Raw genomic sequence first — 25,209 nt, 5'->3', positions numbered from 1 at the left:
ATCCGGCGAGAGTGGCCGGCGTCGTGGTCAGGGTGCGGTCGATCAGGACCTGGACGACCTCAGGGAAGCGAAGGCTTCCGTAGGCCAGTAGCGGCGCCGGGTCCGCCGATAGCTGGGCCGTCCGGCCAGAGGCCAGCGAGGTGGGTCGGTGTGAGGGGTCGCTGGTAGGCGGCACGTAGGGTCTGCTTCCGGATCTCGGGGTCTGCCTGGTCTGCGAGGCTCACCCACCAGTCGATCCCGGCCGGGTACGACCATAAGTAGGAGCGCAGCAAGGGGTTCGAGCCTCGATCGGCGAGCATGTCACCGATGTCGTCACCGGTCCAGAACGGTACTCGGTTCTGGGTGTACTCCGTGCATTCGGCAATCGAGACCCCGTTGTTGATCGCCAGATGCACCTCGCCGCGGATGGGCTGGAGGTAGTGCGCCAGCCTGACGCGGGCAATGACCTGAGGGTCGTCCGGGCACTCGGCATGCCGCCCGGTGTTCGCGTAACCCCTGTTGCAGCAAGGCCATACGACCTCCGGCACGGCGGCGTGACTCTCTGGCTGAACTCCGGAGTGCCCTCCCCTGAGGTGGCGCGGCGGGCGGGACACAGCGTGGATGTGCTGCTCAAGATTTACGCGGGCTGCATCGACGACGGGGCCGGCGAAGCCAACGGGAAGATCGACAAGGCGTTGGCAGACTGACAACCACACATCTCACGACTGGGCCGGGACGGGCATACGTTCCGGCCCTTCGTCTGTCCTGGGACACAGCGCTTGATCGGGTCGGCCGACACCTAGGCCCTGACCTGCGGAAACGTTTCTCTCTCAGCACCCGGTCTGGGACACACATGGGACACAGGCAGTGGCTCAAGGCTGCTTTTGGCGGCATCCGGTGGCACTCACCGGCAGTTGGAGGGAAAGGTTAAACGCGCTGGTCAGAGGCCGAATTTGCGGTCTGACCTGGGTGCCCCCGAGAGGATTCGAACCTCCGACACACGGTTTAGGAAACCGATGCTCTATCCCCTGAGCTACGAGGGCGGCCCGAACAGCCTAGCGCACCCGCTGGCGAACGAGATCTGCCCAGGTCAGAGCGCTCCACGGATCACGGAGTCCTCAGACCTAGACTCCGCCCATGCCGAAGCTGATGGTCTACGCCGGTTCCGCGGCCCCCGATGCGCCCGGTACTCGTACGGGCGGCGTTCCGCTTGCCCCGGCGGGGTTCACGTGGCCTATGTGCGCGGCTTGCGGGGGGAACATGCAGTTCCTGGCGCAGATTGCGCTCGGGGAGGGGCTGTTGTCGGTGTTCATGTGCCAGAACGATCCGGGGTTGTGCGATGAGTGGGACGCGGTAGCGGGCGGGAACCGGGCGTTCGTGTTTACGGGGGAGCTGGCGGCTGTAGGGGTTCCGGCGGTTGGCGAGGTTCAGTTGGGTGAGGTCTCGGCCATCAAAATTGTGGACGTAGCTGCTCCCGACTACGACGAAGCTCGCCGGCGCTTCGGTAGCGAGGAGGGGGTAGGTCAGCGGGTGGTGTTGGGGCAGCTTGGCGGGGAGCCGAGTTGGCTGCAGGGGGAGGAAACGCCGGATTGTGGTGATTGTGGGAAGGCGATGACGTTGGCTGCTCAGCTGGAGGAGGGGCACCAGTACGAGACCGGCGCCAACTTCGGTGGGGGCTGCGCCTACGCCTTTCACTGCTCCGGTTGCCTGACCGCGGCCTTTCTCTGGCAGCAATAGGTCTTTGCGCAGGTCAGGGATGGGTGCACACTCAGCTCATGACAACGTCTGGGGAACGTTCGAAGTACGCCGTGAGCCTGGCCGAGCTGGAGAGCTCCGCCCGTGTGCCGCTCGAGGAGTGCGTGACCAGTGAGGTCGCGACGCATGCTGAGCCGGCGATCAACGAGTACGACCAGAAGCTGGCCTACCTTCTGAGCATCCAGCACGCCGGCTGAGCGGGTGGAAACGCCGCTTTGTGTACACATGGCACCAGGGGTACGTGATGTACGCAATCGGGTGATGGCTCGGCCCGCTCTGGGTTGACGTAGCGGCAACGTGGCCCGGCCAAGAGGGTTGAATCCTGCTCGTGGGGCGTGGTGGTCCAATGGGCATTGCCGTCGGTGCCGCGGGTTGGTGAACGGCTGGCTTGCTCGACGCCGAGGCCCGTCAGCTCGAAGAGGTGCTGCTGCGGTCCCGGGCTGATCGACCCGTCAGGGGACCGAGGGTGGGCGATCCGGAAGTTAGTCCGCGAGGTGGGCGAGGGCGGCGCGGACCATGGGCTCGGAGGGGATGTGGCCGGGCTCGGGCTGCTCGTTGAGCACGGCGCCGGGGATGCGGGCGGCGATGATCTCGGCGGTCGAGTAGGGCACCTGGTCGTCGAGGCGGGAGTGCCACAGGGTGACGGGGGTGGTCAGGGTCTCGAGTTCGAAGTCCCACTCGCGCTGCTGCAGCACGGCCTCGCGGCCGGGGCCGGCGGCGCCGTTGGCGCAGGAGTCGGTGAGCGGGCGGCGGAACGGGTGGTCCTCAGGCATGGTGGCCAGGCCGACGGCCATGCTTTCGAACCAGTAACGGCGGACGTCGGCCTCGGGTTGCTCGGCGAACATCTCGAACGCTCGCTGAGACTCTTCGGGGTAGAGCTCGCGGGTCTCGGCCTCGTTCACCTTGCCGAGGCCGGCCAGGACGGCGACGCGCTCGAGGCGGTCGGGCAGGCCCGCGGCCAGGGCGTAGCAGTAGGGGGCGCCCGCGGAGATGCCCAGCGCGCTGAACTTGGTCAGCTCCAGGGAGTCGGCCAAGGGGGAGAGCAGCGCAGCCCACTCGCCGATCGACTTCATCACCAGGGGCGTGGAGCGGCCGTAGCCCGGGCGGGCCACGACGATCAGGCAGAGCGATGCCTCGGCGGCGAGTTTGCCCCATTCCGGGGAGATTCCGGCCGATCCCAGCAGGCCGTGGTGGATGAAGACCGGCTTGCCCTGGGGGTCGCCGTGGCGTTCGTATTCCAGGGTCACGTCGTCACGGGTGAAAACCGGCATGCAGTCAACCTAGCTGGCGAGGGCCTCGGCCGCTGAGACGGGGCAGTTCAGAACTGTTCTGGATGAAGATCCGGATGTCGGGTATCAGAAGTCCTTCCAGGTCCAGCGGCCGCCCAGCAGGGTGCCGGCCGCCGGCAAGGTGCGCAGATCGTCTACCGGCAGGGTGCTCGGGTCGTGCTCCAGAACGATCAGGTCGGCGGGTTCACCGGCGGCAACTCGCCCCGAGCGCTGACGTCGAGGGCGACTGAGAGCGGCACCCGCTGCTCCGGATGCCAGGCCTCGCGCCCGTCGCGATTACGGCCGACAGCGGCGGCGATGGCCAGCCAGAGGTCGAGGGGAGCGACCGGAGCATCCGAGCCGAAGCGCAGTACGGCGCCGGCGTCGTGCAAGGGAGCGGAAGGCAAAAGCCCGGTCGGTGCGGCCTTTCCAGTAGTGGTCGGCCACGTCGCGGTCGTCCATGGCGTGTTCCGGCTGAATGCTGGCCACCAGCCCGAGAGAGCCGGAGCGGGCGAAGTCCTCAACCACCGCGCCCACCCCGGTGGCTCCTGACCGCCCAGGCGACCCGCCCGTCTCAAATTCGCCCTCTTGCGGTGGTCAATTCCCCGAAAGACGCGAAAAGCAAGGCTGAGTGCGGTTTGCGTGCCGGTTTGCCAGAGATTCGGCTGCGTACTTAAGGTTTGGGGGCGCAAGGTCCCGTGGTCGGCCGACTGGCAGACAAAGGAGTCACCAGATGCAGCGCTCAACTCGCTCCAGGCTCGTCGGTCTCGCACTCACCGCCCTGCTGGTGGCGGCCTGCGGCGGCCCGGCCTCGTCGGACAGCAGTGCCGACACCGGCACCCTCACCGCCGTGATCGGCTACGGCAACAACCAGAGCTGGGATCCCACCCAGACCGCCTCGGCGTTCTCGATGGCCGCCTTCACCAACGTCTACGAGCCACTGGTCTCGGGTGACCCGATCACCCGGGAGCCGGAGGCCGGCCTGGCCGCGGTGCCCACCGAGACCGACGGCGAGACCATCACCTTCGAACTGCGCGAAGGGGCGAAATGGTCCGACGGGCAACCGGTGACGGCGCAGGACGTGGTGTTCACCTACGACCGGATCCTCGATCCGCAGGAGAACGTGCAGCTGCGGGCCTTCTTCTCAGGCTGGCTGGAGGAGGTGGTGGCGGCGAGCGACACGAGTGTCGAGTTCCGGCTCAAGCGCCCCTTCCAGTACGCGCTGGCCCGGGTGCAGACCGCGATGATCGTGCCCAAGCACGTCTTCGACGGGAAGTGGGAGGAGGCGGCGGCCGGTAAGACGCTGGGCTCGGGCCCGTACAAGATCACCGAGCAGGCCGCCCTGGACCACACCACGTTCGTGAAGAACGACCAGTACAACGGCGAGCACCCGGCCCAGTACGACACCCTGGTCTGGCGCTCCATCGTCGATGCGGCGCCGCGGGTGGCGGCCATCTCCGGGGCCCGGCCGGGTGCCCAGATCGCCGACAACATCCCGCCGGCCAACATCGAGCAGCTGCGCAAGGACGGCCGGGAGGTCGAGGCGGTCCAGGGCCAGAACAACGTGTTCCTGATGTTCAACACCACCAAGAAGCCCTTCGACGACAAGCGGGTACGGCAGGCGCTGCACTACGCCATCGACAAGGAGAAGGTGGTCCAGGTCGCGCTGAAGGGCGAGGGCGTGGGCGCCACCTCGTACCTGAACCCGGAGCTGGAGGCCTATCAGAAGGCCGCCACCGACTTCGCCTACGACCCGGACAAGGCCCGGCAGTTGCTGCAGGAGGCCGGGGTCAGCAACCTCAGCATCACCCTCGGTTCCACCAACACCTCGCTGGTGGCCGACACGATCAACGTGATCAAGGAGGGCTGGGACGCGGTCGGGGTGAGCACCACGCTGAACCCGCAGGACACCAAGGCCCTGTTCTCCAAGCTCGACGGCGGGGAGGACTACCAGGTGGTGGCCGCCTCGGGTAACCCGCAGCAGTTCGGCAACGACCCGGACCTGATCCAGCGGTTCTACTACAGCCCCGAGTCGCTCTGGTCGAACACCTACGCCCGGTTCGCCGGCCCCGAGGCCGAGGCGCTGTACGCGCAGATGGACAAGGCGGCCTACGCGGCCGACGAGGCCACCGCCACCACCGAGAACAAGAAGGTGCTGGACGCGATCGCCGAGGAGGCCGTGCTCTACCCGGTGGTGTTCACCCGGCTGGTCACCGCCTGGGTGCCGGACCGGCTGGAAGGGATTCAGCCGCAGGGCTATCCGGGCATCAACCTGATCCGGGCCCAGAGAGCCGACGGGGAGTGACCGTTGTAGCGCGGATGCTGCTGCGGCGTCTGCTGCTCTTCGTCCCGCTGGTGCTCGGCGTCATCCTGTTCGTCTTCGTGGTGATGCGCTTCGCCCCGACCGACCCGGCCCTGGCCGCGTTCGAGGGGGGAAGCGCCACCTCGGAGCAGCTGGAGGCGTTCCGCGAGGCGAACGGGCTGAACGATCCGCTGCCGGTGCGTTACGTGGCCTTCGTGGGCGATCTGGTCCAGGGCGACTTCGGCACCTCGCTGATCACCCGTCAGCCGGTGCTGGACACCATCCGCACCGCGCTGCCGCTGACCGTGCAGCTCACCGCGCTCGGCATCGTCATCGCGCTCACCGTGGCCACCCTGCTCGGGGTCACCGCCGCGGTGTTCCGCGACCGCTGGCCCGACCAGCTGATCCGCCTGGTCAGCCTGGTCGGGGTGGCCGCCCCGCCGTTCTGGGTGGCGCTGCTGCTGATCCAGTGGCTGGCGGTGGGCCGGGGCCTCTTTCCCACCGGTGGCTACGTCAACCCCTCCGAAGGCCTCGGGCCCTGGCTGAATTCACTTGCTCTGCCCGCCTTCTCGCTCGCCCTGCCGGTGGCCGCCCAGATGACCCGGATCATCCGCACCTCGGTGGTGGAGGAGCTGGACAAGGACTACGTGCGCACGGCCCGCGGGCTGGGTCTGCCGCCGCTGGTCGTCATCGGCCGCAACGTCCTGCGCAACGCCCTGGTGAATCCACTGACCGTGCTGGGCCTGCGGATCGGCTACATGCTCGGCGGCGCGGTGGTGATCGAGACCATGTTCGCGCTGCCCGGGATGGGGCAGAACATGATCCAGGCGGTCGGCGACGGTGACATCGCCAAGGTCCAGGGCTTCGTGCTGACCATCGCGATCGGGTTCCTGGTGGTGAACCTGGTGGTCGACGTGCTCTACCTGATCGCCAACCCCCGGCTGCGGACCGCGTCGTGAGGCCGCGGCTGCTCGACCTGGCCCGCCCGGGGATCCGGTTGCGGCGCGGTGGTGCCTACGCGGCCCTGGCCGTGCTGGTGCTGCTGGTCCTGGTGGCGCTGCTGGCGCCCTGGATCTCGCCCTACGACCCGAACGAGATCAGCGCGGACACCGGCGGCCCGTCGGCGCAGCACTGGCTCGGGGTGGACGACAACGGCCGCGACGTGTTCACCCGGCTGCTGCACGGCACCCGCTGGTCGCTGGCCATCGGCCTGCTCGCCACCGCGTTCGCCCTGGCCTGCGGGGCTGTGCTGGGGGCGTTCACGGCCACCGCCGGCAAGCGGGTGGACGAACTGGTGATGCGGGTGCTCGACGTGGTGATGGCCTTCCCCGGGATCGCGCTGGCCGCGGTGCTGGTGGCGGTGTTCGGGCGGGACATCCCGGTGCTGATCCTGGCCATCGGCTTCCTCTACGTCCCGCAGGTCACCCGGGTGGTCCGGGCCAACGTGCTGGCGCAGTACGCCGAGGACTACGTGTCCGCCGAGAAGACCATCGGGGCCCGGCGTTTCTACACCCTGACCCGGCACGTGGCGGTGAACTGCGCGGCGCCGGTGCTGGTGTTCTGCACGATCCTGGTGGCCGACGCGATCGTGTTCGAGAGCTCGCTGTCGTTCATCGGGGCCGGCATCCAGCCACCCGAGCCGTCCTGGGGCTCGGTGCTGGCCGACGGCAAGGACCTGGTGCTGATCGGCGGCTGGTGGGCCACGTTCTTCCCCGGCCTGCTGATCCTGATCACCGTGCTGGCGCTGAACATCCTGGCCGAGGGCATCTCCGACGCCTGGGCGGCACCCTCGGCCCGGCCGCAGGCCCAGCAGGCGGCCGAGCAGGACCTGGCCCGCGCGGCCGCCGAGAACCGGCCGCCGCAGCTGCCGGAGCAGGCCCTGCGCGAGGTCGGGGCGCGGCTGCGGGAAAGGCACCGGGAACCGGGCGAGTTCGTTCTGGAGGTCGAGCACCTGTCGATCAGCTTCCCGCAGCGGCATCGCGGCAGCGCCGTGGTGCAGGACATCTCGTTCGGCGTGCGGGCGGGTGAGGTGCTCGGCCTGATCGGCGAATCGGGCTGCGGCAAGTCCCTGACCGCGCTGGCGATCATGGGTCTGCAACCGCCCGGAGCCGTACTGGGCGGCCAGATCCGTTTCCACCAGCGGGATCTGCGCACCCTGCCGGCCAAGGAACGGCGCCGGCTGATGGGCCGCGAGATCGCCATGGTCTACCAGGACGCGCTCTCCTCGCTGAACCCCGCGCTGACCGTGCGCAGCCAGCTCAAACAGGTCACCCGGCGCGGCGGCCGGCGCTCGCCGCAGGAGCTGCTGCAGCTGGTCGGGCTGGACCCGGAGCGCACCCTGCGGGCCTACCCGCACGAGCTTTCCGGCGGGCAGCGGCAGCGGGTGCTGATCGCGCTGGCCCTGGCCCGGGACCCGAAGCTGATCATCGCCGACGAGCCCACCACCGCCCTCGACGTCACCGTGCAGGCCCAGGTGATGGAGCTGCTGCTGAACCTGCAGGCCGAGCTCGGCTTCGCGCTGGTGCTGGTCTCGCACGACCTGGCGCTGGTGGCCGAGCTCACCGACCGGGTGGTGGTGATGTACGCCGGGCAGGTGGCCGAGACCGGCCGTACCGCCGACATCGTCGGCGGACCGCGGCACCACTACACCCGCGGGCTGCTGGCCAGCGTGGTCTCGATCGAGCAGCAGGAGCAGGTGCTGGCCCAGATCAAGGGCGTGGTGCCGGCCCCGGCCGACTTCAACCAGGGCTGCCGCTTCGCCGATCGCTGCCCGGCCGCGCACGCGGAGGTCTGCCCACTGCAGCTGCCGCCGGTCGAGGCCGAAGGCGATCACCTGGTGGCCTGCCACTACCCGGTGGGGGTGTCACGATGAGCGAACTCATGCAGCTGGACAACGTTTCGGTGGTGCACCGGATCCGCGGCAAAGGGCTCTTCGGCAGTGCCTCGGTGTACGCGCTGACCGAGGCCGACCTGACCGTGCGGGCCGGGGAGACGGTCGGCGTGGTCGGTGAATCCGGCTGCGGGAAGACGACTCTGGCCCGGGTGCTGGTCGGTCTGCAGAAGCCCACCGGCGGCACGGTCAGCTTCCGCGGTCAGCCGTTGTGGTCGATGTCGGCGGCCGAGCGGCGCAAGACGTTCGGTGCCCGGATCGGCACGGTGTTCCAGGACCCGTCCACCGCGCTGAACCGCCGGCTCAGCGTTCAGCGGATCATCGCCGACCCCCTCGTCGTCCACCGCCGGGGCGACCGCGCCGCCCGGGCCACCCGCGTCCGTCAGTTGATGCAGTTGGTCGGCCTGCCCGCCGCCGTGGCCGACGCCGTGCCCGCCCAGCTCTCCGGCGGTCAGCGGCAGCGGGTGGCCATCGCCCGCGCGCTCGCCCTGGAGCCCGATCTGCTGGTGGCCGACGAACCGACCTCGGCGCTGGACGTCTCGGTCCGCGCCCAGATCCTGAACCTGCTCGACCGTCTGCAGTCCGAACTCGGTCTGGCCATGGTGTTCGTCTCGCACGACATCCAGACCGTGCGCCGGATGTCCGACCGCATCGTCACCATGTACCTCGGCCGGATCGCCGAGGAGGCCCCGGCCGGCCAGGTCGAGACCGGCGCCCGGCACCCGTACACGCACGCACTGTTCTCGGCGACCCCGCGCCTGCTCACCGCTGCCCGCCCGATCCCGCTCAGCGGACGCGTCCCTTCCGCCACGAATCCGCCCTCGGGCTGCAACTTTCGGACCAGGTGCTGGCGCGCCACCGACGAGTGCGCGGCCGGGTTGCCGCCCCTGTCCACCGAAGAGGGCGGCAGCTACCGGTGCATCCATCCGATCCGTACGGCCGAGGATCTGGTTCAGACCAGGGACGGGGTGGGCGGCTGAGCTCGGTCAGCTGTTGGCTATCTGCTCGAACTGCTCGCGCAACGCATCCCCGCTCAGGCCGCGCATCAGGCAGAGGATGAGCAGGATCCGCGCCTTCACACCGGTCAGGTGCCCGCCCCAGATCAGGCCGCGCTCAAGCAGATCGATCTCACCGCCGGGGTAGCCGTAGGTCCGGCGCAACGTGGGCCCGGCTCCGGCCCGGCTGCACAGGACGACCGGCAGCGGGCAGTTCTCCACCGCGCTGACTGCTCGCGCGGCCACGTGCCCGCCACCCATCCCCTCCAGCACGACGCCGCCGTACCCGAACCCGGCCAGGCCCGGCAGAATCCGCAGGTCGTCGTCCACCCCGGTGCTGAGCAAAGCGACTTCGGGCGCGTCGACGTCCAAAGGCACCTTGAGGACGGGGGAGTCACCGGCCGACAGCGGCAGATGCACCTCACCCTCCCGTACCAGTCCGAGGGCACCCCATGGCGAGGCGGTGAACGCGTCCGCATGCACCGCGCTGTCCTTGCGCACCGTGCGACCGCTGAAGATCCGGTCCGCGAACACCACCAGCACCCCGCTGGCCCGCGGCGACGACGCCACGTGGACCGCGGCCACCAGATTCGCGGCGCCGTCGGCACCGGGGGTGTCCCGATCCCGCATCGCGCCGGTCACCACCACCGGGCGCTGCCGCCCGGCCCCGAGCACGTCCAGGAAGAAGGCGGTCTCCTCCAGCGTGTCGGTGCCCTGCGAGACCACCACGCCGTCCACTTCCCGAGCCTCGGCGATGTGCTCCAGCAGCGCGAACAGGTCGGCGAAGCCCAGCGAGGGCGAGGGCAGCAGCCGCAGCTCGTGCGGCACTACCTGCACGTCGGGCAGCCACGGGGCGAGCTGGCCGGCCAGCTCGTCGGCACCACTGCGCGGCACCACACCGGGGGTGTCCCCGGCCCCGGACGAGCTGATCGTGCCGCCCAGGGTGATCAGCAGAACCTTCTTCATGGCGGCAATCTGTCGGGTGTAAACCCGGTGCGTCGAATCGGGCGGGTGGGGCAGGCTGACCGGATGACTGCCGCAGCGCCGCAGCTGGCCGATGCCATTCGGGTGAAACTGACTTCCGAGGGCGTTCTCGGCGAACGACCGTTCGTTGTGGCGATCGACGGACGCTCGGGGGCCGGGAAGTCGACGCTGGCCGGGGCGGTGGCCGGGTTGCTCGGAGAATGTCTGGTCATCGACGGCGACGATTTCTACGCCGGAGGCTCGCTGGAGGAGTGGGCCGGACGTTCCCCGGCCGCCAAAGTGGCCGAGGTGATGGACTGGCGGCGCCAGCGCGAACTGTTGACAACGTTACGAGCGGGCAAGAACGGAACTTGGTTCGGCTACGACTGGGAGGCCTTCGACGGCCGCCTGAGCACCACTGCGACGGTGGCCGAGCCGGCCCGGGTGATCGTCCTGGAAGGTGCCTACAGTGCCCGCCCGGAACTCGCCGACCAGCTCGACCTGCGGGTTCTCGCCGAGGCTGACCTGCCCACCCGGCGCCGGCGGCTGCGCGAGCGCGACGGCGAGCAGTGGCACGACGCCTGGTTCGACCTCTGGAGCCAGGCCGAGGACTTCTACTTCGGCCGGATCGTGCCGGCCGCGGGCTTCGATCTTCGCCTGGCGACCTGACCCGGGCGGATCCGGGCACCGCAGCACTGCTGCACCTAGCTCGTTCCGTCGTTGCCAGCTACCGCGGGCCGCGTGAGAATTCAGGGAGCGCTGATGCGTACGGGCGCGTGCACCACGGCGAAGGCGCGCCCGTGACACTGGTTTCTGTCTTGACGGGGTGCGGCGGTGCTGATTCAGGATGTCGATTTCCAATGTCCGGAGCAAGATTTCAGGTCTGCTCCAGCCTCCGGATTGATCCCGGAGGCGCGCGGGCGCGGGGTTGAGGTGGTCCGGCTGCAGGAAGCCGACTGGCCGGCTCTGCGTGAGGCCCGGCTGATGGCCCTGCGGTCGTCCCCGGATGCCTTCTGCGGGAGCTACTCCCAGGAGCGGCTGGTGCACCGGCGGGCCTGGCGGCGCCGGCTGCGCACCGGTTCCTGGACGGTGGCCAGATCCGGCGGCCGGCTGGTCGGCCTGATCGGGATGCTGCCCGAGCCGGATCCGGTGGGCGGCCCCAACGCGCCCTTCGGGACCCGCTGCATCGAGTCGGTCTGGGTGGCCCCGGACTTCCGGGGCCACGGGGTGCTGAAGCAGATGCTGGCCTCGGTCGAGGAGCAGGCGCTGCGCCAGGGCGTCGGGGTGCTGGTGCTCTGGGTGCTGGAGTCCAACCCGGTGGCCACCGAGGTCTACCGGCGGCTGGGCTACCGGCACACCGGGATCGCCCAGCCGATCAGCGTGCGCCGGCACTGGGACGTGGAGAACCGGTTGATGAAGAATCTGCTCTGAGTTCGTCCTGGCCAGGTGCGGGTCCGGCCCGCACCTGGCCAGAAGTTAGTACGGCCTAAGCCTTCCCACGGCCATGAGTTCGTCGTCTCGGTGTCACTCGTTGATGTCTTCGTGGTCCCCGGCAACGGCCAGCCTGAAGGTCATGCCCACCAACGACTCCGTGTCCCGGCGCGGGATGCTGCGCGGCGCCCTCGGCGTCGCCGGCCTCACCGCCACCGGCGTCATCGCCCCGGCAGCCTCTTCCCCGGCCGCTTCGGCCGCTCTGATCAGCCGCGGACGGCCGGTCATCACGCACGGCATCCAGGCCGGCGACGTCACCTCGAACAGCGCTGTGGTCTGGACCCGTTCGGACCGTCCGGCGCGGATGTTCGTGCAGGTGCCCGGCGTCGGCACCTACCGCGGCCCGGTGCTCACCGGCAAGAGCGACTTCACCGGCCGGGTGCAGCTCACCGGCCTGCCCGCGGGCGAGGCGCTCGACTACCGCGTCGTCCTGGCCGACCCGGACGCCCATCGCCCGGTCGGCGAGCGCGCGGACGGACTGCTGCGCACGGCCGCCAGAAGGCCCAAGGACATCAGATTCCTCTGGAGCGGTGACCAGAGCGGCCAGGGCTGGGGTCGCAACCCCGACCTCGGCGGCTTCCCGATCTACCGGCCCATGCTGAAACGCGACCCGCACTTCTTCCTGCACTCCGGCGACTCGATCTACGCCGACAACCCGATCACCGGCGACGTCGCCCTGGCCGACGGCCGGATCTACCGGAACGTTCTGGACGAGAGCAAGTCTCACGTTGCCGAGACGCTGGCCGACTTCCGCGGCGCGCACCGGTACAACCTTGGCGACGAGGCGATGCGTGCCTTCCTGGCCCGCACCCCGATGGTCTCGCAGTGGGACGACCACGAGGTCAGCAACAACTGGTACCCGGGCGAGATCCTCGACGACGAGCGCTACACCGAGAAGGACATCGAGGTGCTCAAGCGCCGGGCCTACCAGGCCTGGGCCGAGTACCAGCCGCTCAGCCCGCGCACCGTGCGTGAGCACCAGATCTACCGCAAGGTCTCCTACGGGCCGCTGCTCGACATCTTCATCCTCGACATGCGCACCTACCGGGACAGCAACACCCCTGGCCAGGAGAAGGGCGGGATCTCGCCCGACGGAGGTATTCTCGGCACCGAGCAGGCCCGCTGGCTGGTCCGGGAGCTGGACCGGTCCAAGGCCACCTGGAAGGTGATCCAGGCCGACATGCCGATCGGCCTGATCGTGCCGGACGGTGACAACATCGAAGCGGTCGCCCAGGGCCGGGCCGGTAGGCCGCTGGGCCGCGAGCGGCAGATCGCCTGGATCCTGCGGGAGATCAAGCGCCGCAAGGTGAAGAACACGGTGTGGCTGACCGCCGACGTGCACTACACCGCCGCCCACCACTACGACCCGGCCCGCGCGGGGTTCTCCGACTTCGACCCGTTCTGGGAGTTCGTCAGCGGGCCGCTGCACGCCGGGGCGTTCGGGCCGAACAAACTCGACTCCACCTTCGGCCCGAAGGAGGTGTTCGTCGCCGCCCCACCGGCCGCCAACACCTCACCGCTGGAGGGCTACCAGTTCTTCGGCGAGGTCGAGATCGACGCGCACAGCCAGGATTTCACCGTCTACCTGCGGGACATCAAGGGTAAGTCGCTCTGGTCGAAGACGCTCCGGAGCGCCTGAGCGAGGGCCGGCGAGGTGGTCAGCGGATCCTGATCACCTCGCTGGTCGCCCGGGTGATCGAGTAGGTGCGGTTGCTGTTCAGCGGCGACTTGTTCACCCCCATCAGCGCGAACGTGTAGCGCGCCCCGCGGGGTAGGCCGGACACCGTGGTGTTCATCTGCGCGCATCCACCGACCGGCTTGACCGAGGTGAACTTCTTCGGGGGCTGCGGCACATTGCGCGAGTAGTTGAACTGGTTCACGTACTCCGGCACCGCCACCACCTCGTAGGTCTGGGTGTCCGGGTCGCCCATGTCCCACCAGCGCACCGACACGTTTCCGCCGCCGGTGGCCGTCACCGCGAAGTTGTGGGCGATCGAGACCGGGTTGTGCGGCTGCATGCAGTCGTCCGGCGGTTGCAAGCTCACCACCGGCATCGGGGGAGGCCCGTTGAAGAGCACGCGGTGCGGATGCTCAGGGGGAGCGATCCGGGGACGCGCGGGCTCGGTGGGCTTGGAAACCCGGGGAGCCTTAGGTACGCCGCGGACCTGCGACCACTCCGGCACGTCCTCGTAGTACATCCAGTCCACGACCTTGCCTGCGTTGAGCTGCTCAGGCTGGCCCGAATCGGCCTTCGCCTGGACCAGGGCGACGGTGTCGTGGATAAGGGGGTCGAGCGCCCCCGTGGTGAAGAGACCGCCGAAGACGGCCAGAAATCCGGCCGAGGCGGCTAAGAGTGTGGTCCGGTCCTTCTTGCGGGCGCGCGTCGGTCTCGTACCTGAACCCCCAGCAACGGACGGTGTGGGCGCCTTGGCGCCTCGGGTCGCTGGGGACGGCTGGTTGGCTTGGGACCCACTGCGGTGCGTACCCCGTCCGTAATTCTTCCCCCGTGCCACCCGCGCGCCCTCCCTGGCCGACCGTCTCTCCTTGCCTCACGCCTGCATCGGCAGGAGGGTGATGTACCTGGTCAGCGCCCCTGCGCTGTCACCCAGGCGGACGTCACCCGACCGGCGGTTCACCCGGTCTCAGGAATGGCGCGTAAGGTACGTCGACGCACGAACTCGCCGGATCTGATGACGAGAGGCAGGCATGAGGCCGACCCGGTACAAGCGCTCCTTGGCCGCGGCAGGTCTTGCCGCCGTCGCTGTGTTGGGTGGATCACAGGCCGCCGTCGCCACCACCACGCCCGAGGCCGAGCCTTCGGCCAGCGCCACCGAGACGCCCAAGAAGAAGGCGGCCAAGAAGAAGCCCAGCTGGAAGCTGCGCAGCGAGGTCAACTTCAACGGCTCCAGCCTGCCCGAGGGCTGTGTGCGCTACTCCGGCAAGTACGCGGCCGGCAGCAGCGCCTGGTCCGAGGACAACGCCACGATGAAGGACGGCATCCTCCGGCTGAAGGTCGAGAAGAAGAAGACCGACAAGCAGGACTACACCACCGGCGGGATGGGCTGCTGGAACTGGCCCCAGACCTACGGCAAGTTCGAGGTCAAGGCCAAGGTGCCGGCGGGCCAGGGGATCAACAGCTACATCACCCTGTCGCCGACCAAGGACAACAGCGCCAACGCGATCACCAGCCTGGAGCTGCTCGCCCCGGACACCGCCACCGCCTACGTCAGCAACGGCTACGGCAAGAACTCCGAGCAGGCGCACTCCGAGCAGGACTTCGCCAAGAAGTTCCACACCTACACGATCGAGTGGGCGCCCAAGCACCTGCTGGTCCGGCTGGACGGTGAGGAGATCTTCTGGTCGGACAACGCCTACAAGGGCTCGCGCTGGCTCAGCATGGCCACCACCACCGGTGACTCGCTCAGCGGGAAGCCGGACAAGAGCTCCAAGCTGCCGAAGAACTTCGAGATCGACTCGATGAAGATCTACGAGTACACCAAGGTGCAGCCGGAGCCCGGCGAGACCCTGACCGTGGGCACCGACACCGCGGTCGCGACCCCGACCCCCGAGGCCACTGCGTCCTCCGGGGCCACGCCGAGCGAGACCGCCTCGGCCACGCCGATCCCGGCCGAGAACACCTCGAGCGGCGGCAAGCTCACCGGCGGCATCTGGCCCTGGCTGATCGGCGGCAGCGTGATGGTCGCCTCGGCCGTGGCGATCCTCAGCTACCCGGGCCGGCGCAAGCCGAAGAAGACGCCCCCGCCCTCGGAGACTTCCTACTCCCGGCCTTACTGAACCGTCTCGGGCTCGACCGTCTCGGGTTCGGCCTCGAGACTGCCCAGATCGGCCTGGACCGGTAAGAGGTCCCGGCCGGTGGCGGTGACCAGCAGGCCACCCGCGCTCAGCGGCAGGGCCACGGCATCACCGCGCGTGTCGGCCCGGGCCGCGGGCAGATCGGTGCGCACCAAAGTCGAGATCACCCGGGTCCCGCCGACCGCCACCACCGCAGAACGCAGGGTGTGCCGGAGCACCGGCGAGCCGTCGCGGGTGATCACCGTGCGCCCCGCCCACGCGCCCGGCCCTTCGTAGGCCCGCCCGAGCAGCACCTGCTCCATCAGCCGGGCCTGCCCGTCGCCGGTCAGGCTCAGCGTGGTGCGGTTCTCGTGCTGCGCACCCTGACACACCACGGTCGGCTCGGTGGCCAGATCCAGCCAGCTGCCCTCGTCCACCCGCAGGTTCAGTTCCATCACCGAATCCGGGCGCAGCCGACCGGGCTGAATGATCGTCGCGCCCGCGCTGCGCACCTTCAGACGGGCCCCGGGCTGCACGTGAACATCCACCACCGCCCGGTCTCCGCCCAGTGGCCCGGCCGCCGTGCCGACCAGATGCACCACGCCCTGGCCGGTCTGCCGCGCCGCGAAATGCCCACCGCCCCGGATGCTCTGGACAACCGTTCGCCCGTCACGAGCAACCGCGACGATCTCGATCCGCGAATCCACTTAGGCGCTGACCGCCGCCGTACGGTCCAGCTGAGCCAGCACCCAGTCCGCCACCGCACTCGCCCGCGGGTCCTCGCGCAGCGACTGCAGCACCACCGGCTGCGACCCCCGGACCTTGTGCGCGTCCCCGGCCATCACCTCCAGGTCGGCGCCGACCAGCGGGGCCAGATCGGTCTTGTTGATCACCAGCAGATCGGCCGTGGTCACCCCCGGCCCGCCCTTGCGCGGCACCTTGTCGCCCCCGGCCACGTCGACCACGAAGATCTGCACGTCCACCAGGCCCTTGCTGAACGAGGCGGTCAGGTTGTCGCCGCCCGACTCGACCAGCACCAGGTCCAGCGGTTCCAGCCGCTCCACCAGGTCGTCGATCGCGTCCAGGTTGGCGGTGATGTCGTCGCGAATGGCGGTGTGCGGGCAGCAACCGGTCTGCACCGCCACGATCCGCTCGTCCGGCAGCACCGCGTTCCGCCGCAGGAAGTCGGCATCCTCGGTGGTGTAGATGTCGTTCGTCACCACCCCCAGCTGCAGCCGCTCGCCCAGCACCCGGCACAGCGCCGCCACCAGCGCGGTCTTGCCTGAGCCGACCGGCCCGCCGATGCCCACCCGCAGCGGTCCGTTCGCCCCGGAGAGGCGGCCCGGCCCGGACAGATGCTCGTGCGGATCCTCGCCCGGCAGTTCGTGGGGTAGCGCGGCCGGACGGGGTACGCCGAGCCGGGCGCCGCCGTGGGCGGAATCGGTGAGGTAAAGGTCAGGACGCAAAGAGGCGCTCCTCTCGGGCGGCGTGGCGCTCGGCCAGCAGATCCAGCAGGGGGTCGGAATCGTCGGGCAGAAGAGCAAGATCGAGAACGTCGGCCGCACCTTGGTCGGGCCCGGTGGACACGGCGGCGGGGTCGGCTTTCGTGAGGTCGAGTTGCTGGGGCGGGGTGGCCCCGATGGGCGGGCCGGGTGGGGTGTGGGCCGGAATGTTGTGGCCGGCTTCGGCGGTTTTCGTTCGGTTCGTTCCGGGGTGGCTTTCGGGTTGACCGGAATCTGGCGAACCCCAGCTGAGCAGGGCCGCAGCCGCGATCTGTTCGATGGCCGGGCCCAGCCTGACCGTGACCGCGGCGACCGAGACCGGGTCCAGGGCAAGCAGGCGCTGGGCGGCAGTGGAGGGCGCGCTGACCGAGAGGTAGGCGGCGGCCAGGGCGGCCCCCTGGGCCGAGACCCCGCCGGCGGCGCAGGCGCAGCCGAGCACGACCGGGTGGTGCGGCCGGGCACCGAGATCGGTCCAGCTCAGCGTGGTGGAGGGGGCGGCCCAGGCAGCCTTTGCGGTACGTAGCAGACCTCGGCCCTGGGCGCGGGAGGCGATGCGCTGGGCCGGTGAGGGGGTGCGAGCGTCGGCCTCGGCGTCGAGCTGGGCCAGGTGGGCGGGAGCCTGAGGCGAGGCGCTGAGCACCGTCGCAGCGGCGGCCAGACCAGCAGTGACCAGCCCGGTGGTGCGCAGCCGGCGCTCCAGGAAACGCTCCAGGCCGGCTACTTCGGTGACCAGGCCCTCGGTGATCGCCTGCTCGATCCCGCCGGAGTGCACGTGACCACCGCTGGGCAGCCGCTGATCGGCCAGGGCCAGGAGCGAGGCGATTCCGGGGACGAGCACCGCACCAGCCTAGATCGCCCGTGTTACAGACAATGTCGTTTCGGCCGGCGGTGTGTCCGGGTCGCCGATCGGCCGGCCGGCGTCCTGCGGAGGCCCCTGAGGAGTGGATCGTCGGGCGGGTCCTACGCTGACCGATGTGCCCGAAGTTCCTGATGACCATGAAGATCGGGCTCGAGGTCCTTGGCCCTGGCTGATTCTGCTCGTCCTGACCGGCGTGTTCTCGCTGCTGCTGTGGTGGGCCGGGTTGCCTTCGCCGGCCCTGTTCGGCTCGCTGGCCGCCGGGCTGCTGTACGCCCTGGTGGCGCCGCGGGTGCCTGAGCTGCCCGGGCCCTCGCTGACTTTCGCGCAGGCGGTGCTGGGGGCGGCGATCGGGGCGGCGCTCAATCCGGGCACACTCACGGCGATGCGGCAGGACTGGCTTCCGGTGCTCCTGGCCTGCCTGGCCACCCTGCTGATCAGCGTGGTGGCCGGGTACCTGCTCTCGCTGCGGCCGGGGGTTTCCCGGGCCACCGGGGTTTTCGCGATGATTGCCGGTGGCGCCTCGGGAGTGGTGGCGATCTCCCGGGACCTGGGGGCGGACGACCGGGTGGTGGCGGTGGTGCAGTACCTGCGGGTGCTGATCATCATGCTCGGGATGCCGCTGGTGGCTCAGACGATCTTCGGCCCGGGCGAGGGCTCGGCGGTCACCTACGGGATCGAGATCTTCGACCCGGACGAGGTCACGATGATCGGGCCGTTCATGGTCGGCCCCGGGGACCTCGGCCCGATCCTGGCCGGCCTCGCGGTGACGGCATTCTCACTGGTGATCGGGCTGGCCCTGGCCCGGTCGATCAGGATCCCGGCGGGAGCACTGATCTTTCCGATGGCGGTGGCCGCAGTACTGGCCGCCACCGGGTTCGGGGCGGATGTGCCGTCCTGGCTGCAGAGCGTCGGTTTCGCCCTGATCGGCCTGCAGGTGGGCCTGCGGTTCACCCGCGAGAGCCTGAAGGCCGTCCTGGCCCTGCTGCCACTGGCCACGCTCACCATCGTCGCGCTGATCGTGGCCAGCGCCGGGCTCGGCGTGGTGCTGGCCGACGTAACCGGGCAGAGCATGCTGGACGGCTACCTGGCCACCACCCCCGGCGGCCTCTACGCCGTCCTGGCCACCGCGGTGGGCAGCGGCGCCGACGTCACCTTCGTGCTCATGGTCCAGATCGCCCGGTTGTTCGTAATGCTCTTCTGTGCACCGCTTCTGGCCCGGCTGATCGCTGGTCCGAAAACCTGACAGGCCGGTTGCGCCCTAGGATGTTCGGGCCAAAGCTGGGTGACGGCTGTGTCTGACGTGACGGTAGCCGCCTACCGTCACAGGCATGCTGAGAAGACTCGGGGGAGTCTCGGTGATCGTCGCCGGGCTGGTCCTCACTCCACTGACATCGACCACAGCGCTCGCGGTCCCGCCGGAAGTCGTCGAGTCCGGCGCTGCGGACGTCACCACGGCCGCAGCCGACTGCAACTTCACGCCGCGCTCGGTGGTGCTCAAGGGCCGGCCCAAGTCCCTGAAATTCAGCGTGCCGGAGGCCACCGACTGGAACGTGCGGATTCCCGACGCCAATGTCGACGCCGCGCCCGGCCGCCGGGTCAAGACGTTCTACCCCAAGGACTTCGCGAACTCGGACGCCGGGCTGCATCAGGCCACGGTCAGCCGGGGTACCGAGAGCTGCGCCAGCAACTTCCGGCTCCGCCGCGGCAGCCTGCTGACCCTGCTGGTCACGCACAAGCACCCCTACCGGTTCGTCGGCGGCTCGGTGCAGCGGTTCAACCTCGGGCCCAAGGGTGGGCGCAGCTTCCTGCCCGGCGCCCGGGTGGAACTGCAGCGGTGGACCAAGGACGGCTGGGTGACGCACCGGATGCTGACCACCAACAAAAAGGGCATCTTCGTGACCCGGCTGAAGATCGGTAAGCGCGCCTGGCGCGCCAAGTTCACCTCGACCAGCACCACTCAGGGATCGGTCTCGCGCACCGCCCGCAACGAGAGCGAGCTCTAGAGCTAGGACGCGGCGCCGGTGATCTCCGCCGGGGAGGCACCGGCGACCGCGTTCTTCAGGGCCGGGGTGAGATGCTCCAGCACGTACTGCAGGCTCGGCGGGGTGACGAAGTACATCGCGCCGGACAGAACCGGGTCGGTGTACACCGTGCGCTGCTCCTTCACCACGTCCAGCGCGGTGTAGGTGGGCACCTTCTCCAACGCATCGATGTCCGAGGCCTTTTCCGCCGCGATGACCAGCACGTCGGTGTCGATCACGTCCAGTCGCTCGGACGAGATCGCCGCCTGCTCGCCGGGTTTGGCCAGGGCGGCCAGGTCCGGGTTGACGGTGAAGCCGAGCAGTGACAGGAAGTCGGTGCCCAGGTCGGCCGGGTAGACGTAGATCAGCCCGTCGTAGAAACCGTTCTGGCTGAAGGTGGCCACCTTCCCGGCGAACTCCGGATTGGCCGAAGCCGCCTGGGCGTAGCCGTCCTTCACGTCCTGAATCAGCTTCTGGCCCTCCGCTTCCAGGCCGAGCGCCTGGGCCACCAGCAGCGTCTGGTCCTCCCAGGGGGAGAAGTAGTCGGTGCCGCCCTTGACTCCCGCAACGGTCGGGGCGAAGGCCGAGAACTTCTCGAAGTCGGCCTCTTTCATGCCCGAGTTGGTGCCGATGATGAGGTCCGGCTGCAGCGCGGCCACCTTCTCGAACTCGAAGCCGTCGGCGGTGCTGAGCACGGTCGGCTCGGCGTCGCCGAGCAGGTCCTGGGCCCAGGGCCAGACCGCGTAGGGCTGGTCGCCGTACCAGTCGGTGACGGCGATCGGGGTCACGCCCAGGGCCAGCACGATGTCCTGCTCGGACAGGCCGACGATGACGACCCGCTCGGGCTTGGCCGGGACCTCGGTGGTGCCGAAGCGGTGCTCCACGGTGAGCGGGAACCGGCCGGCGGAACCGGATGATCCGGAAGGGCTCGAGGAGCCTGAAGAACCCGCAGCGCCCGAGGACGCGGAAGCGCAGGCCGCCAGGGCCGCCCCGCCGAGCACCGAGGCGCCGGCGAGCAGGGCTGAGCGCCGGGTGAACTCGGCGGAGCTACGCGCGAAGGGCGGACGGCGTTGCGTGGTCATGACGCGGAAGGTAGCAGACCGAAGGTAAGCCTCACCTAACTATTTCGCCGTACGGTCGCCTGCGCACGCCGCAAGACCCACCAAACCGGACAGTTGCCGCGTCCCAAAGTGAAAACCCGATCAGAACATGAAGTATCGCTGCGCCATCGGCAGTTTGGTCGCGGGCTGTTCCTCCCAGACGTCGCCGTCGATCCGCACCGTGAAGGTGTCCGGATCGACCTTGATGTCGGGCGTGGCGGTGTTCTCCGGCATGTCGGCCTTGCCGCGCTGCCGCACGTTCTCGACCGCGACCAGACGCCGGTCCACGTTCAGGCGCTGGGCCAGGCCGTCGTCAATCGCCTGCGGCGCAACGAAATGCACGCTGGTGGCTGCGGCCACCGGGGCAGCGGCGCCGAACATCGGGCGAGGCAGAATCGGCTGCGGGGTGGGGATCGAGGCGTTGGCGTCGCCCATCTGCGCCCAGGCGATCATCCCGCCCTTGATCGTCAGGTGCGGGCGGACCCCGAAGAACGCCGGGTCCCAGAGCACCAGGTCGGCCAGCTTGCCCTTCTCGATCGAGCCGATCTCCTGCTCCATGCCGTGCGCCACCGCCGGGCAGATCGTGTACTTGGCGATGTAGCGCCGGGCCCGCAGGTTGTCGTCGTGCACGTCGCCCGCGAGCAGACCCCGCCGGGTCTTCATCACGTGCGCGGTCTGCCAGGTGCGCAGCACGACCTCGCCGATCCGGCCCATCGCCTGTGCGTCCGATCCGATCATCGAGATCGCGCCCAGGTCGTGCAGCAGGTCCTCGGCGGCGATCGTGCTCGGCCGGATCCGGGACTCGGCGAACGCCAGGTCCTCCGGGATGCTCGGCGAGAGATGGTGGCAGACCATCAGCATGTCCAGGTGCTCGGCCAGGGTGTTGACGGTGTGCGGCCGGGTCGGGTTCGTGCTCGAGGGCAGGATGTGGCCGTAGCCGGCGACGGTGATGATGTCGGGCGCGTGCCCACCCCCGGCGCCCTCGGTGTGGTAGCTGTGGATCGCCCGCCCGTTGATCGCGGCCAGCGTGGACTCCACGTAGCCGGCCTCGTTCAGGGTGTCGGTGTGGATGCTGGCCTGTACGCCGGTCTGGTCGCAGACGGTCAGGCAGGCGTCGATCGCGGCCGGGGTGGTGCCCCAGTCCTCGTGCAGCTTGAACCCCGAGGCGCCGTTGCGCAGCTGCTCCCACATCGCCTCGTGCGAGACGGTGTTGCCCTTGCCCAGCAGTGCGACGTTGACCGGCAGGCCGTCCATCGCCTCGAGCATCCTTGCGAGGTACCAGGATCCGGGGGTGACCGTGGTTGCCTTGGTGCCCTCGGCCGGGCCGGTGCCGCCGCCGATCAGCGTGGTGATGCCGTTGCCGAGCGCCTCGGGCACGATCTGCGGGCAGATGAAGTGCACGTGGCAGTCGATCCCGCCGGCGGTCAGGATCTTGCCGTTGCCGGCCAGGATCTCGGTGTTCGGGCCGACCACCAGATCGGGGTGCACGCCGTCCATGGTCTCGGGGTTGCCGGCCTTGCCCAGAGCCACGATCCGGCCGTCCCGCACGCCCACGTCGGCCTTGATCACGCCCCAGTGGTCCAGCACCAGGGCGCCGGTGATGATCAGGTCGGGGGTGCCCTGGGCGCGGGTGGCCCGGCCCTGGCCCATTGACTCGCGCAGCACCTTGCCGCCGCCGAACACGGCTTCCTCACCGGCCCGGCCAGGTCCGCCGCAGAGATCCTCGGTGGGGGAGATGAACAGGTCGGTGTCGGCCAGGCGGACCTTGTCGCCGACGGTGGGGCCGTAGAGCTGGGCGTAGCGGGCGCGGGAGAGGTCCAAGCCGGATCTGCCTTCCTTTGAAACCAGGGGACGCCAGTGGCGCCTTGGAGCAGGACTGTCGCCGACGTCCGTTGGTTGCCGAACTACCGGCGGACGTTCGTGGCGCCTTCGAGCGGGACTGTCACCGACGTCCCTAGTTGGCTTTTCAGTCGAGCGGGCCGGGAGCCGGGAGACTCAGCCCCGGCACCACCCGCGAGCCCGCGATCGGCACCAGGGTGACCTCGCGATCGACGCCCGGCTCGAAACGCACCGCAGTACCGGCGGCGATGTCCAGCCGCCGGCCGTGGGCCAGCTCGCGGTCGAACTCCAGGGCCGCGTTCGCCGAGGGGAAGTGGAAGTGCGAGCCCACCTGAACCGGCCGGTCACCGGTGTTGACCACCCGGATCGTGATGCGCTCGGCACCCTCGTTCAGGGTGATCTCACCGTCGGCCGGGATCACTTCACCGGGAATCATGCGCAGCTCCTAGGCGATCGGCTGGTGCACGGTGACGAGCTTGGTGCCGTCCGGGAAAGTGGCCTCCACCTGGACCTCGGGCAGCATCTCGGGCACGCCCTCCATCACGTCGTCGCGGCCCAGCACCTCCCGGCCGGCCTGCATCAGATCGGTGACCAGACGGCCGTCGCGAGCGCCCTCGAGGATGAACGAGCTGAGGATCGCGACCGCTTCGGGGTGGTTCAGCTTCAGGCCGCGGTCCTTGCGCCGCCAGGCAAGATCGGCTGCGTAGGAGAGCATCAGGCGTTCCTGCTCGTGCGGGGACAGCTGCATGAAGCGGTTCCGTTCGGTCTCGGACGGGTGAACTTCCTGGACTGCCGGGCACGATAGCGAGTGTGTGTTACAACCAGGCGCATTCGGCGGCCCGGGATCGGCGGGTGGCCACCGACGTCCTCAGGTTCGCCGGGCCCTGCCTCCCGGGCCCGGGCTCACAGAAAACTATGTGAAACTTGAACTTGTTCTGGGGTCCGTGCTGGTGTAGCGGTAGCGTGGCCGCGACTTACGTGCACGATCCGGAACTGAGGCTCTTCGCCGCGCGTATGCACCTTGTCGACGACCAGCTCCCTTGTACCCGAGAGGCACCACACCGTCATGACCAACGCCAGGAAAGCCCGGCAGGCCACCGCGGAGAAGGCGGCGAAGCTGCGCGCCGAGCAGGCGGCCAAGGAGAAGCGCCGCCGGATCGGCCTGGTCGCCGGTGCGGCCGCGATCGTGCTCGCCCTCGGTGGCGGGATCACGGCGATCGTGATGACCGCGCAGTCCCAGCAGAAGGAGGAGGACGCCCGGCTGGCCGCGACCAAGCTGGACGGCCTCAAGGAGTACGAGGACCTCGACGCCAACCACGTCGAGACCCCGGTCACCTACGAGCAGACCCCGCCGGTCGGTGGCAACCACAACCCGACCTGGCTGAACTGCGGCATCTACGCCGAGCCGGTGCCGAACGAGAACGCGGTGCACGCGCTGGAGCACGGTGCGGTCTGGATCACCTACCGCGACGACGTGCCCGAGTCCCAGGTCGAGCAGCTGAAGGACGAGGTCGGCAACCAGACCTACATGCTGCTCTCGCCGTACCCGAGCCAGGAGAACCCGATCACGCTCTCCTCGTGGGGTACCCAGATGTCGGTGGACACCGCTGACGACCCGCGGATCGAGAAGTACATCAAGGAGTACAAGCAGGGCCCGAAGACGCCGGAGCCGGGTGCCGCGTGCACCGGTGGCGTGGGCACGCCGGAAGGCTGATCCGCGTGGTGGTGTCGGGTGAGGCCGGCCCGGCCGAGGTGACGCAGGATCCTGAGCCGGACGAGCCGTCACGGGAGTTCTGGCTCAGCGGGCGGGTCCTGATCCGGATGGCGATCGGGGCGCTGGTGCTGCTGGTCGCCACCCTGCTGCTGGTCACCTACATCCAGGGCCCGGCCAAGCCCGCGGACAACTCCGCGGCGGCCGGGTTCGCCCGGGACATGATCGATCACCACGCCCAGGCGGTCGACATGGCCACCATCGTCCAGCGCCGCACCCAGGACGAGGACGTCCGGTACCTGACCACCGACATGGCGCTGACCCAGTCCAACCAGATGGGGCAGATGCAGGGCTGGCTGAACGTCTGGGGCCTGACCGTGGGCCGCAGCGGGGCGCCGATGGAGTGGATGGAAGGGCACGAGGCCGAGCACGAACTGGCCGGCCTGGACCCGGAGGACATCCCGGAGGCGGGCAGCAGCCTGATGCCGGGCATGGCCACCCAGGCCGACGTGAACAAGTTGCGCACGCTGCCCACCGGCGAGGCGGACGTGCTGTTCCTGCAGCTGATGATCAAGCATCACCGGGGCGGGGTGTCGATGGCGCAGGCCGCGCTCAAGCTGACCGACGAGCCGGTGGCGGTCAACCTGGCCCAGACCATCGTCAAGGCCCAGCAGTCCGAGATCGACCTGATGGAGAACATGCTCGCCGAGCGTGGGGCCGAGGCGAGCTAATACCGTTCGTC

The 25,209-nt window shown here is 69.4% G+C and carries 25 protein-coding genes and 1 tRNA gene; 14 read left to right on the top strand and 12 right to left on the bottom strand.

The features are described from left to right. Nucleotides 1-949: 949 nt before the first annotated feature. A tRNA-Arg gene (locus tag LR394_RS32785) sits at nt 950-1,022 on the bottom strand. A gap of 94 nt (nt 1,023-1,116) precedes the next feature. Here LR394_RS32785 and LR394_RS32780 point away from each other — a divergent pair. Both LR394_RS32780 and LR394_RS32775 read left to right on the top strand, forming a co-directional pair. Further along, the gene (locus tag LR394_RS32780) at nt 1,117-1,716 is read left to right on the top strand and encodes a DUF1963 domain-containing protein (RefSeq protein WP_231448499.1); all 600 of its coding nucleotides are present in this window, start codon (nt 1,117-1,119) and stop codon (nt 1,714-1,716) included. Nucleotides 1,717-1,754: 38 nt separating this feature from the next. Next, nucleotides 1,755-1,931 (top strand): hypothetical protein, encoded by a 177-nt coding sequence (locus LR394_RS32775; protein ID WP_231448498.1) that lies wholly within the window; start codon nt 1,755-1,757, stop codon nt 1,929-1,931. Between the two features lie 285 nt (nt 1,932-2,216). Here the strand turns inward: LR394_RS32775 and LR394_RS32770 are convergent, their stop codons facing one another. Together LR394_RS32770 and LR394_RS32765 are read right to left on the bottom strand one after the other, a co-directional pair. Then, a complete protein-coding gene (locus tag LR394_RS32770) occupies nt 2,217-3,005 on the bottom strand; it encodes an alpha/beta fold hydrolase (protein ID WP_231448497.1) in 789 nt (262 codons plus the stop codon). 188 nt (nt 3,006-3,193) lie between these two features. Further along, on the bottom strand, nt 3,194-3,394 hold the full coding sequence (locus tag LR394_RS32765) for a hypothetical protein (protein ID WP_231448496.1): 201 nt from the start codon (nt 3,392-3,394) through the stop codon (nt 3,194-3,196). A 341-nt stretch (nt 3,395-3,735) separates the two neighbouring features. On the opposite strand from LR394_RS32765, the gene LR394_RS32760 reads away from it, so the two are divergent. Genes LR394_RS32760 through LR394_RS32745 form a run of 4 tightly spaced genes read left to right on the top strand, consistent with a single transcriptional unit; the run spans nt 3,736 to nt 9,174 of the window. After that, nucleotides 3,736-5,307, top strand: coding sequence for an ABC transporter substrate-binding protein (locus LR394_RS32760; RefSeq protein WP_231448495.1), 1,572 nt, complete (start codon nt 3,736-3,738; stop codon nt 5,305-5,307). A 14-nt stretch (nt 5,308-5,321) separates the two neighbouring features. Continuing rightward, the gene (locus LR394_RS32755; RefSeq protein ID WP_269330186.1) at nt 5,322-6,263 is read left to right on the top strand and encodes an ABC transporter permease; all 942 of its coding nucleotides are present in this window, start codon (nt 5,322-5,324) and stop codon (nt 6,261-6,263) included. Beyond that, entirely contained in the window at nt 6,260-8,176 is a 1,917-nt protein-coding gene (locus LR394_RS32750; protein WP_231448493.1) for a dipeptide/oligopeptide/nickel ABC transporter permease/ATP-binding protein, read from the top strand. The genes LR394_RS32755 and LR394_RS32750 overlap by 4 nt, the downstream gene beginning before the upstream one ends. Beyond that, nucleotides 8,173-9,174 (top strand): oligopeptide/dipeptide ABC transporter ATP-binding protein, encoded by a 1,002-nt coding sequence (locus tag LR394_RS32745; RefSeq protein WP_231448492.1) that lies wholly within the window; start codon nt 8,173-8,175, stop codon nt 9,172-9,174. Before LR394_RS32750 ends, LR394_RS32745 begins: the two co-directional genes overlap by 4 nt. A 6-nt stretch (nt 9,175-9,180) precedes the next feature. On the opposite strand, the gene LR394_RS32740 is transcribed toward LR394_RS32745, so the two are convergent. Beyond that, complete coding sequence (locus tag LR394_RS32740) at nt 9,181-10,155, bottom strand: asparaginase (RefSeq protein ID WP_231448491.1); 975 nt, start codon at nt 10,153-10,155, stop codon at nt 9,181-9,183. Nucleotides 10,156-10,218: 63 nt separating this feature from the next. Here LR394_RS32740 and LR394_RS32735 point away from each other — a divergent pair, with 63 nt between their 5' ends. The 3 genes from LR394_RS32735 to LR394_RS32725 all read left to right on the top strand — a co-directional run bounded on the left by LR394_RS32735 (nt 10,219) and on the right by LR394_RS32725 (nt 13,282). Beyond that, nucleotides 10,219-10,821, top strand: coding sequence for a uridine kinase family protein (locus tag LR394_RS32735; RefSeq protein ID WP_231448490.1), 603 nt, complete (start codon nt 10,219-10,221; stop codon nt 10,819-10,821). Between the two features lie 231 nt (nt 10,822-11,052). After that, nucleotides 11,053-11,583 (top strand): GNAT family N-acetyltransferase, encoded by a 531-nt coding sequence (locus tag LR394_RS32730; protein WP_231448489.1) that lies wholly within the window; start codon nt 11,053-11,055, stop codon nt 11,581-11,583. A gap of 142 nt (nt 11,584-11,725) precedes the next feature. Then, entirely contained in the window at nt 11,726-13,282 is a 1,557-nt protein-coding gene (locus tag LR394_RS32725; RefSeq protein WP_231448488.1) for an alkaline phosphatase D family protein, read from the top strand. Between the two features lie 19 nt (nt 13,283-13,301). Here the strand turns inward: LR394_RS32725 and LR394_RS32720 are convergent, their stop codons facing one another. Further along, on the bottom strand, nt 13,302-14,156 hold the full coding sequence (locus LR394_RS32720; protein ID WP_231448487.1) for a hypothetical protein: 855 nt from the start codon (nt 14,154-14,156) through the stop codon (nt 13,302-13,304). 193 nt (nt 14,157-14,349) lie between these two features. On the opposite strand from LR394_RS32720, the gene LR394_RS32715 reads away from it, so the two are divergent. After that, nucleotides 14,350-15,438, top strand: coding sequence for a glycoside hydrolase family 16 protein (locus LR394_RS32715; RefSeq protein ID WP_231448486.1), 1,089 nt, complete (start codon nt 14,350-14,352; stop codon nt 15,436-15,438). On the opposite strand, the gene LR394_RS32710 is transcribed toward LR394_RS32715, so the two are convergent. The 3 genes from LR394_RS32710 to LR394_RS32700 all read right to left on the bottom strand — a co-directional run bounded on the left by LR394_RS32710 (nt 15,432) and on the right by LR394_RS32700 (nt 17,775). After that, on the bottom strand, nt 15,432-16,142 hold the full coding sequence (locus LR394_RS32710; RefSeq protein ID WP_231448485.1) for an urease accessory protein UreD: 711 nt from the start codon (nt 16,140-16,142) through the stop codon (nt 15,432-15,434). The two genes, LR394_RS32715 and LR394_RS32710, sit on opposite strands and share 7 nt — an antisense overlap. Further along, complete coding sequence (ureG, locus tag LR394_RS32705) at nt 16,143-16,817, bottom strand: urease accessory protein UreG (RefSeq protein WP_407937175.1); 675 nt, start codon at nt 16,815-16,817, stop codon at nt 16,143-16,145. 73 nt (nt 16,818-16,890) lie between these two features. Beyond that, the gene (locus LR394_RS32700; RefSeq protein WP_231448484.1) at nt 16,891-17,775 is read right to left on the bottom strand and encodes an urease accessory protein UreF; all 885 of its coding nucleotides are present in this window, start codon (nt 17,773-17,775) and stop codon (nt 16,891-16,893) included. A 136-nt stretch (nt 17,776-17,911) separates the two neighbouring features. Here LR394_RS32700 and LR394_RS32695 point away from each other — a divergent pair, with 136 nt between their 5' ends. Together LR394_RS32695 and LR394_RS32690 are read left to right on the top strand one after the other, a co-directional pair. Further along, nucleotides 17,912-19,039: an AbrB family transcriptional regulator gene (locus tag LR394_RS32695; RefSeq protein WP_231448483.1), complete on the top strand. Its 1,128-nt coding sequence runs from the start codon at nt 17,912-17,914 to the stop codon at nt 19,037-19,039. A gap of 85 nt (nt 19,040-19,124) precedes the next feature. After that, a complete protein-coding gene (locus tag LR394_RS32690; RefSeq protein WP_231448482.1) occupies nt 19,125-19,799 on the top strand; it encodes a hypothetical protein in 675 nt (224 codons plus the stop codon). Between the two features lie 2 nt (nt 19,800-19,801). Here the strand turns inward: LR394_RS32690 and LR394_RS32685 are convergent, their stop codons facing one another. The 4 genes from LR394_RS32685 to LR394_RS32670 form a co-directional block, all read right to left on the bottom strand. Then, nucleotides 19,802-20,899: an iron-siderophore ABC transporter substrate-binding protein gene (locus LR394_RS32685; protein ID WP_231448481.1), complete on the bottom strand. Its 1,098-nt coding sequence runs from the start codon at nt 20,897-20,899 to the stop codon at nt 19,802-19,804. A 120-nt stretch (nt 20,900-21,019) separates the two neighbouring features. Then, nucleotides 21,020-22,738 carry an urease subunit alpha gene (locus tag LR394_RS32680; RefSeq protein ID WP_231448480.1) on the bottom strand — a complete coding sequence of 573 codons (1,719 nt, stop codon included), beginning with the start codon at nt 22,736-22,738 and terminating at the stop codon, nt 21,020-21,022. A 145-nt stretch (nt 22,739-22,883) separates the two neighbouring features. Further along, nucleotides 22,884-23,192 carry an urease subunit beta gene (locus tag LR394_RS32675; protein ID WP_231448479.1) on the bottom strand — a complete coding sequence of 103 codons (309 nt, stop codon included), beginning with the start codon at nt 23,190-23,192 and terminating at the stop codon, nt 22,884-22,886. Nucleotides 23,193-23,201: 9 nt separating this feature from the next. After that, nucleotides 23,202-23,504, bottom strand: a complete 303-nt coding sequence (locus LR394_RS32670; RefSeq protein WP_231448478.1) for an urease subunit gamma — start codon at nt 23,502-23,504, stop codon at nt 23,202-23,204. 318 nt (nt 23,505-23,822) lie between these two features. On the opposite strand from LR394_RS32670, the gene LR394_RS32665 reads away from it, so the two are divergent. Together LR394_RS32665 and LR394_RS32660 are read left to right on the top strand one after the other, a co-directional pair. After that, a complete protein-coding gene (locus LR394_RS32665) occupies nt 23,823-24,470 on the top strand; it encodes a DUF3105 domain-containing protein (RefSeq protein WP_231448477.1) in 648 nt (215 codons plus the stop codon). 5 nt (nt 24,471-24,475) lie between these two features. After that, nucleotides 24,476-25,198, top strand: coding sequence for a DUF305 domain-containing protein (locus LR394_RS32660; RefSeq protein ID WP_231448476.1), 723 nt, complete (start codon nt 24,476-24,478; stop codon nt 25,196-25,198). Nucleotides 25,199-25,209: the final 11 nt, after the last annotated feature.

This window comes from Kineosporia babensis (genome assembly GCF_021129305.1).
GTDB classification, from domain to species: Bacteria; Actinomycetota; Actinomycetes; order Actinomycetales; family Kineosporiaceae; genus Kineosporia; species Kineosporia babensis.
This window is presented reverse-complemented; position numbering and strand designations above follow the sequence as displayed.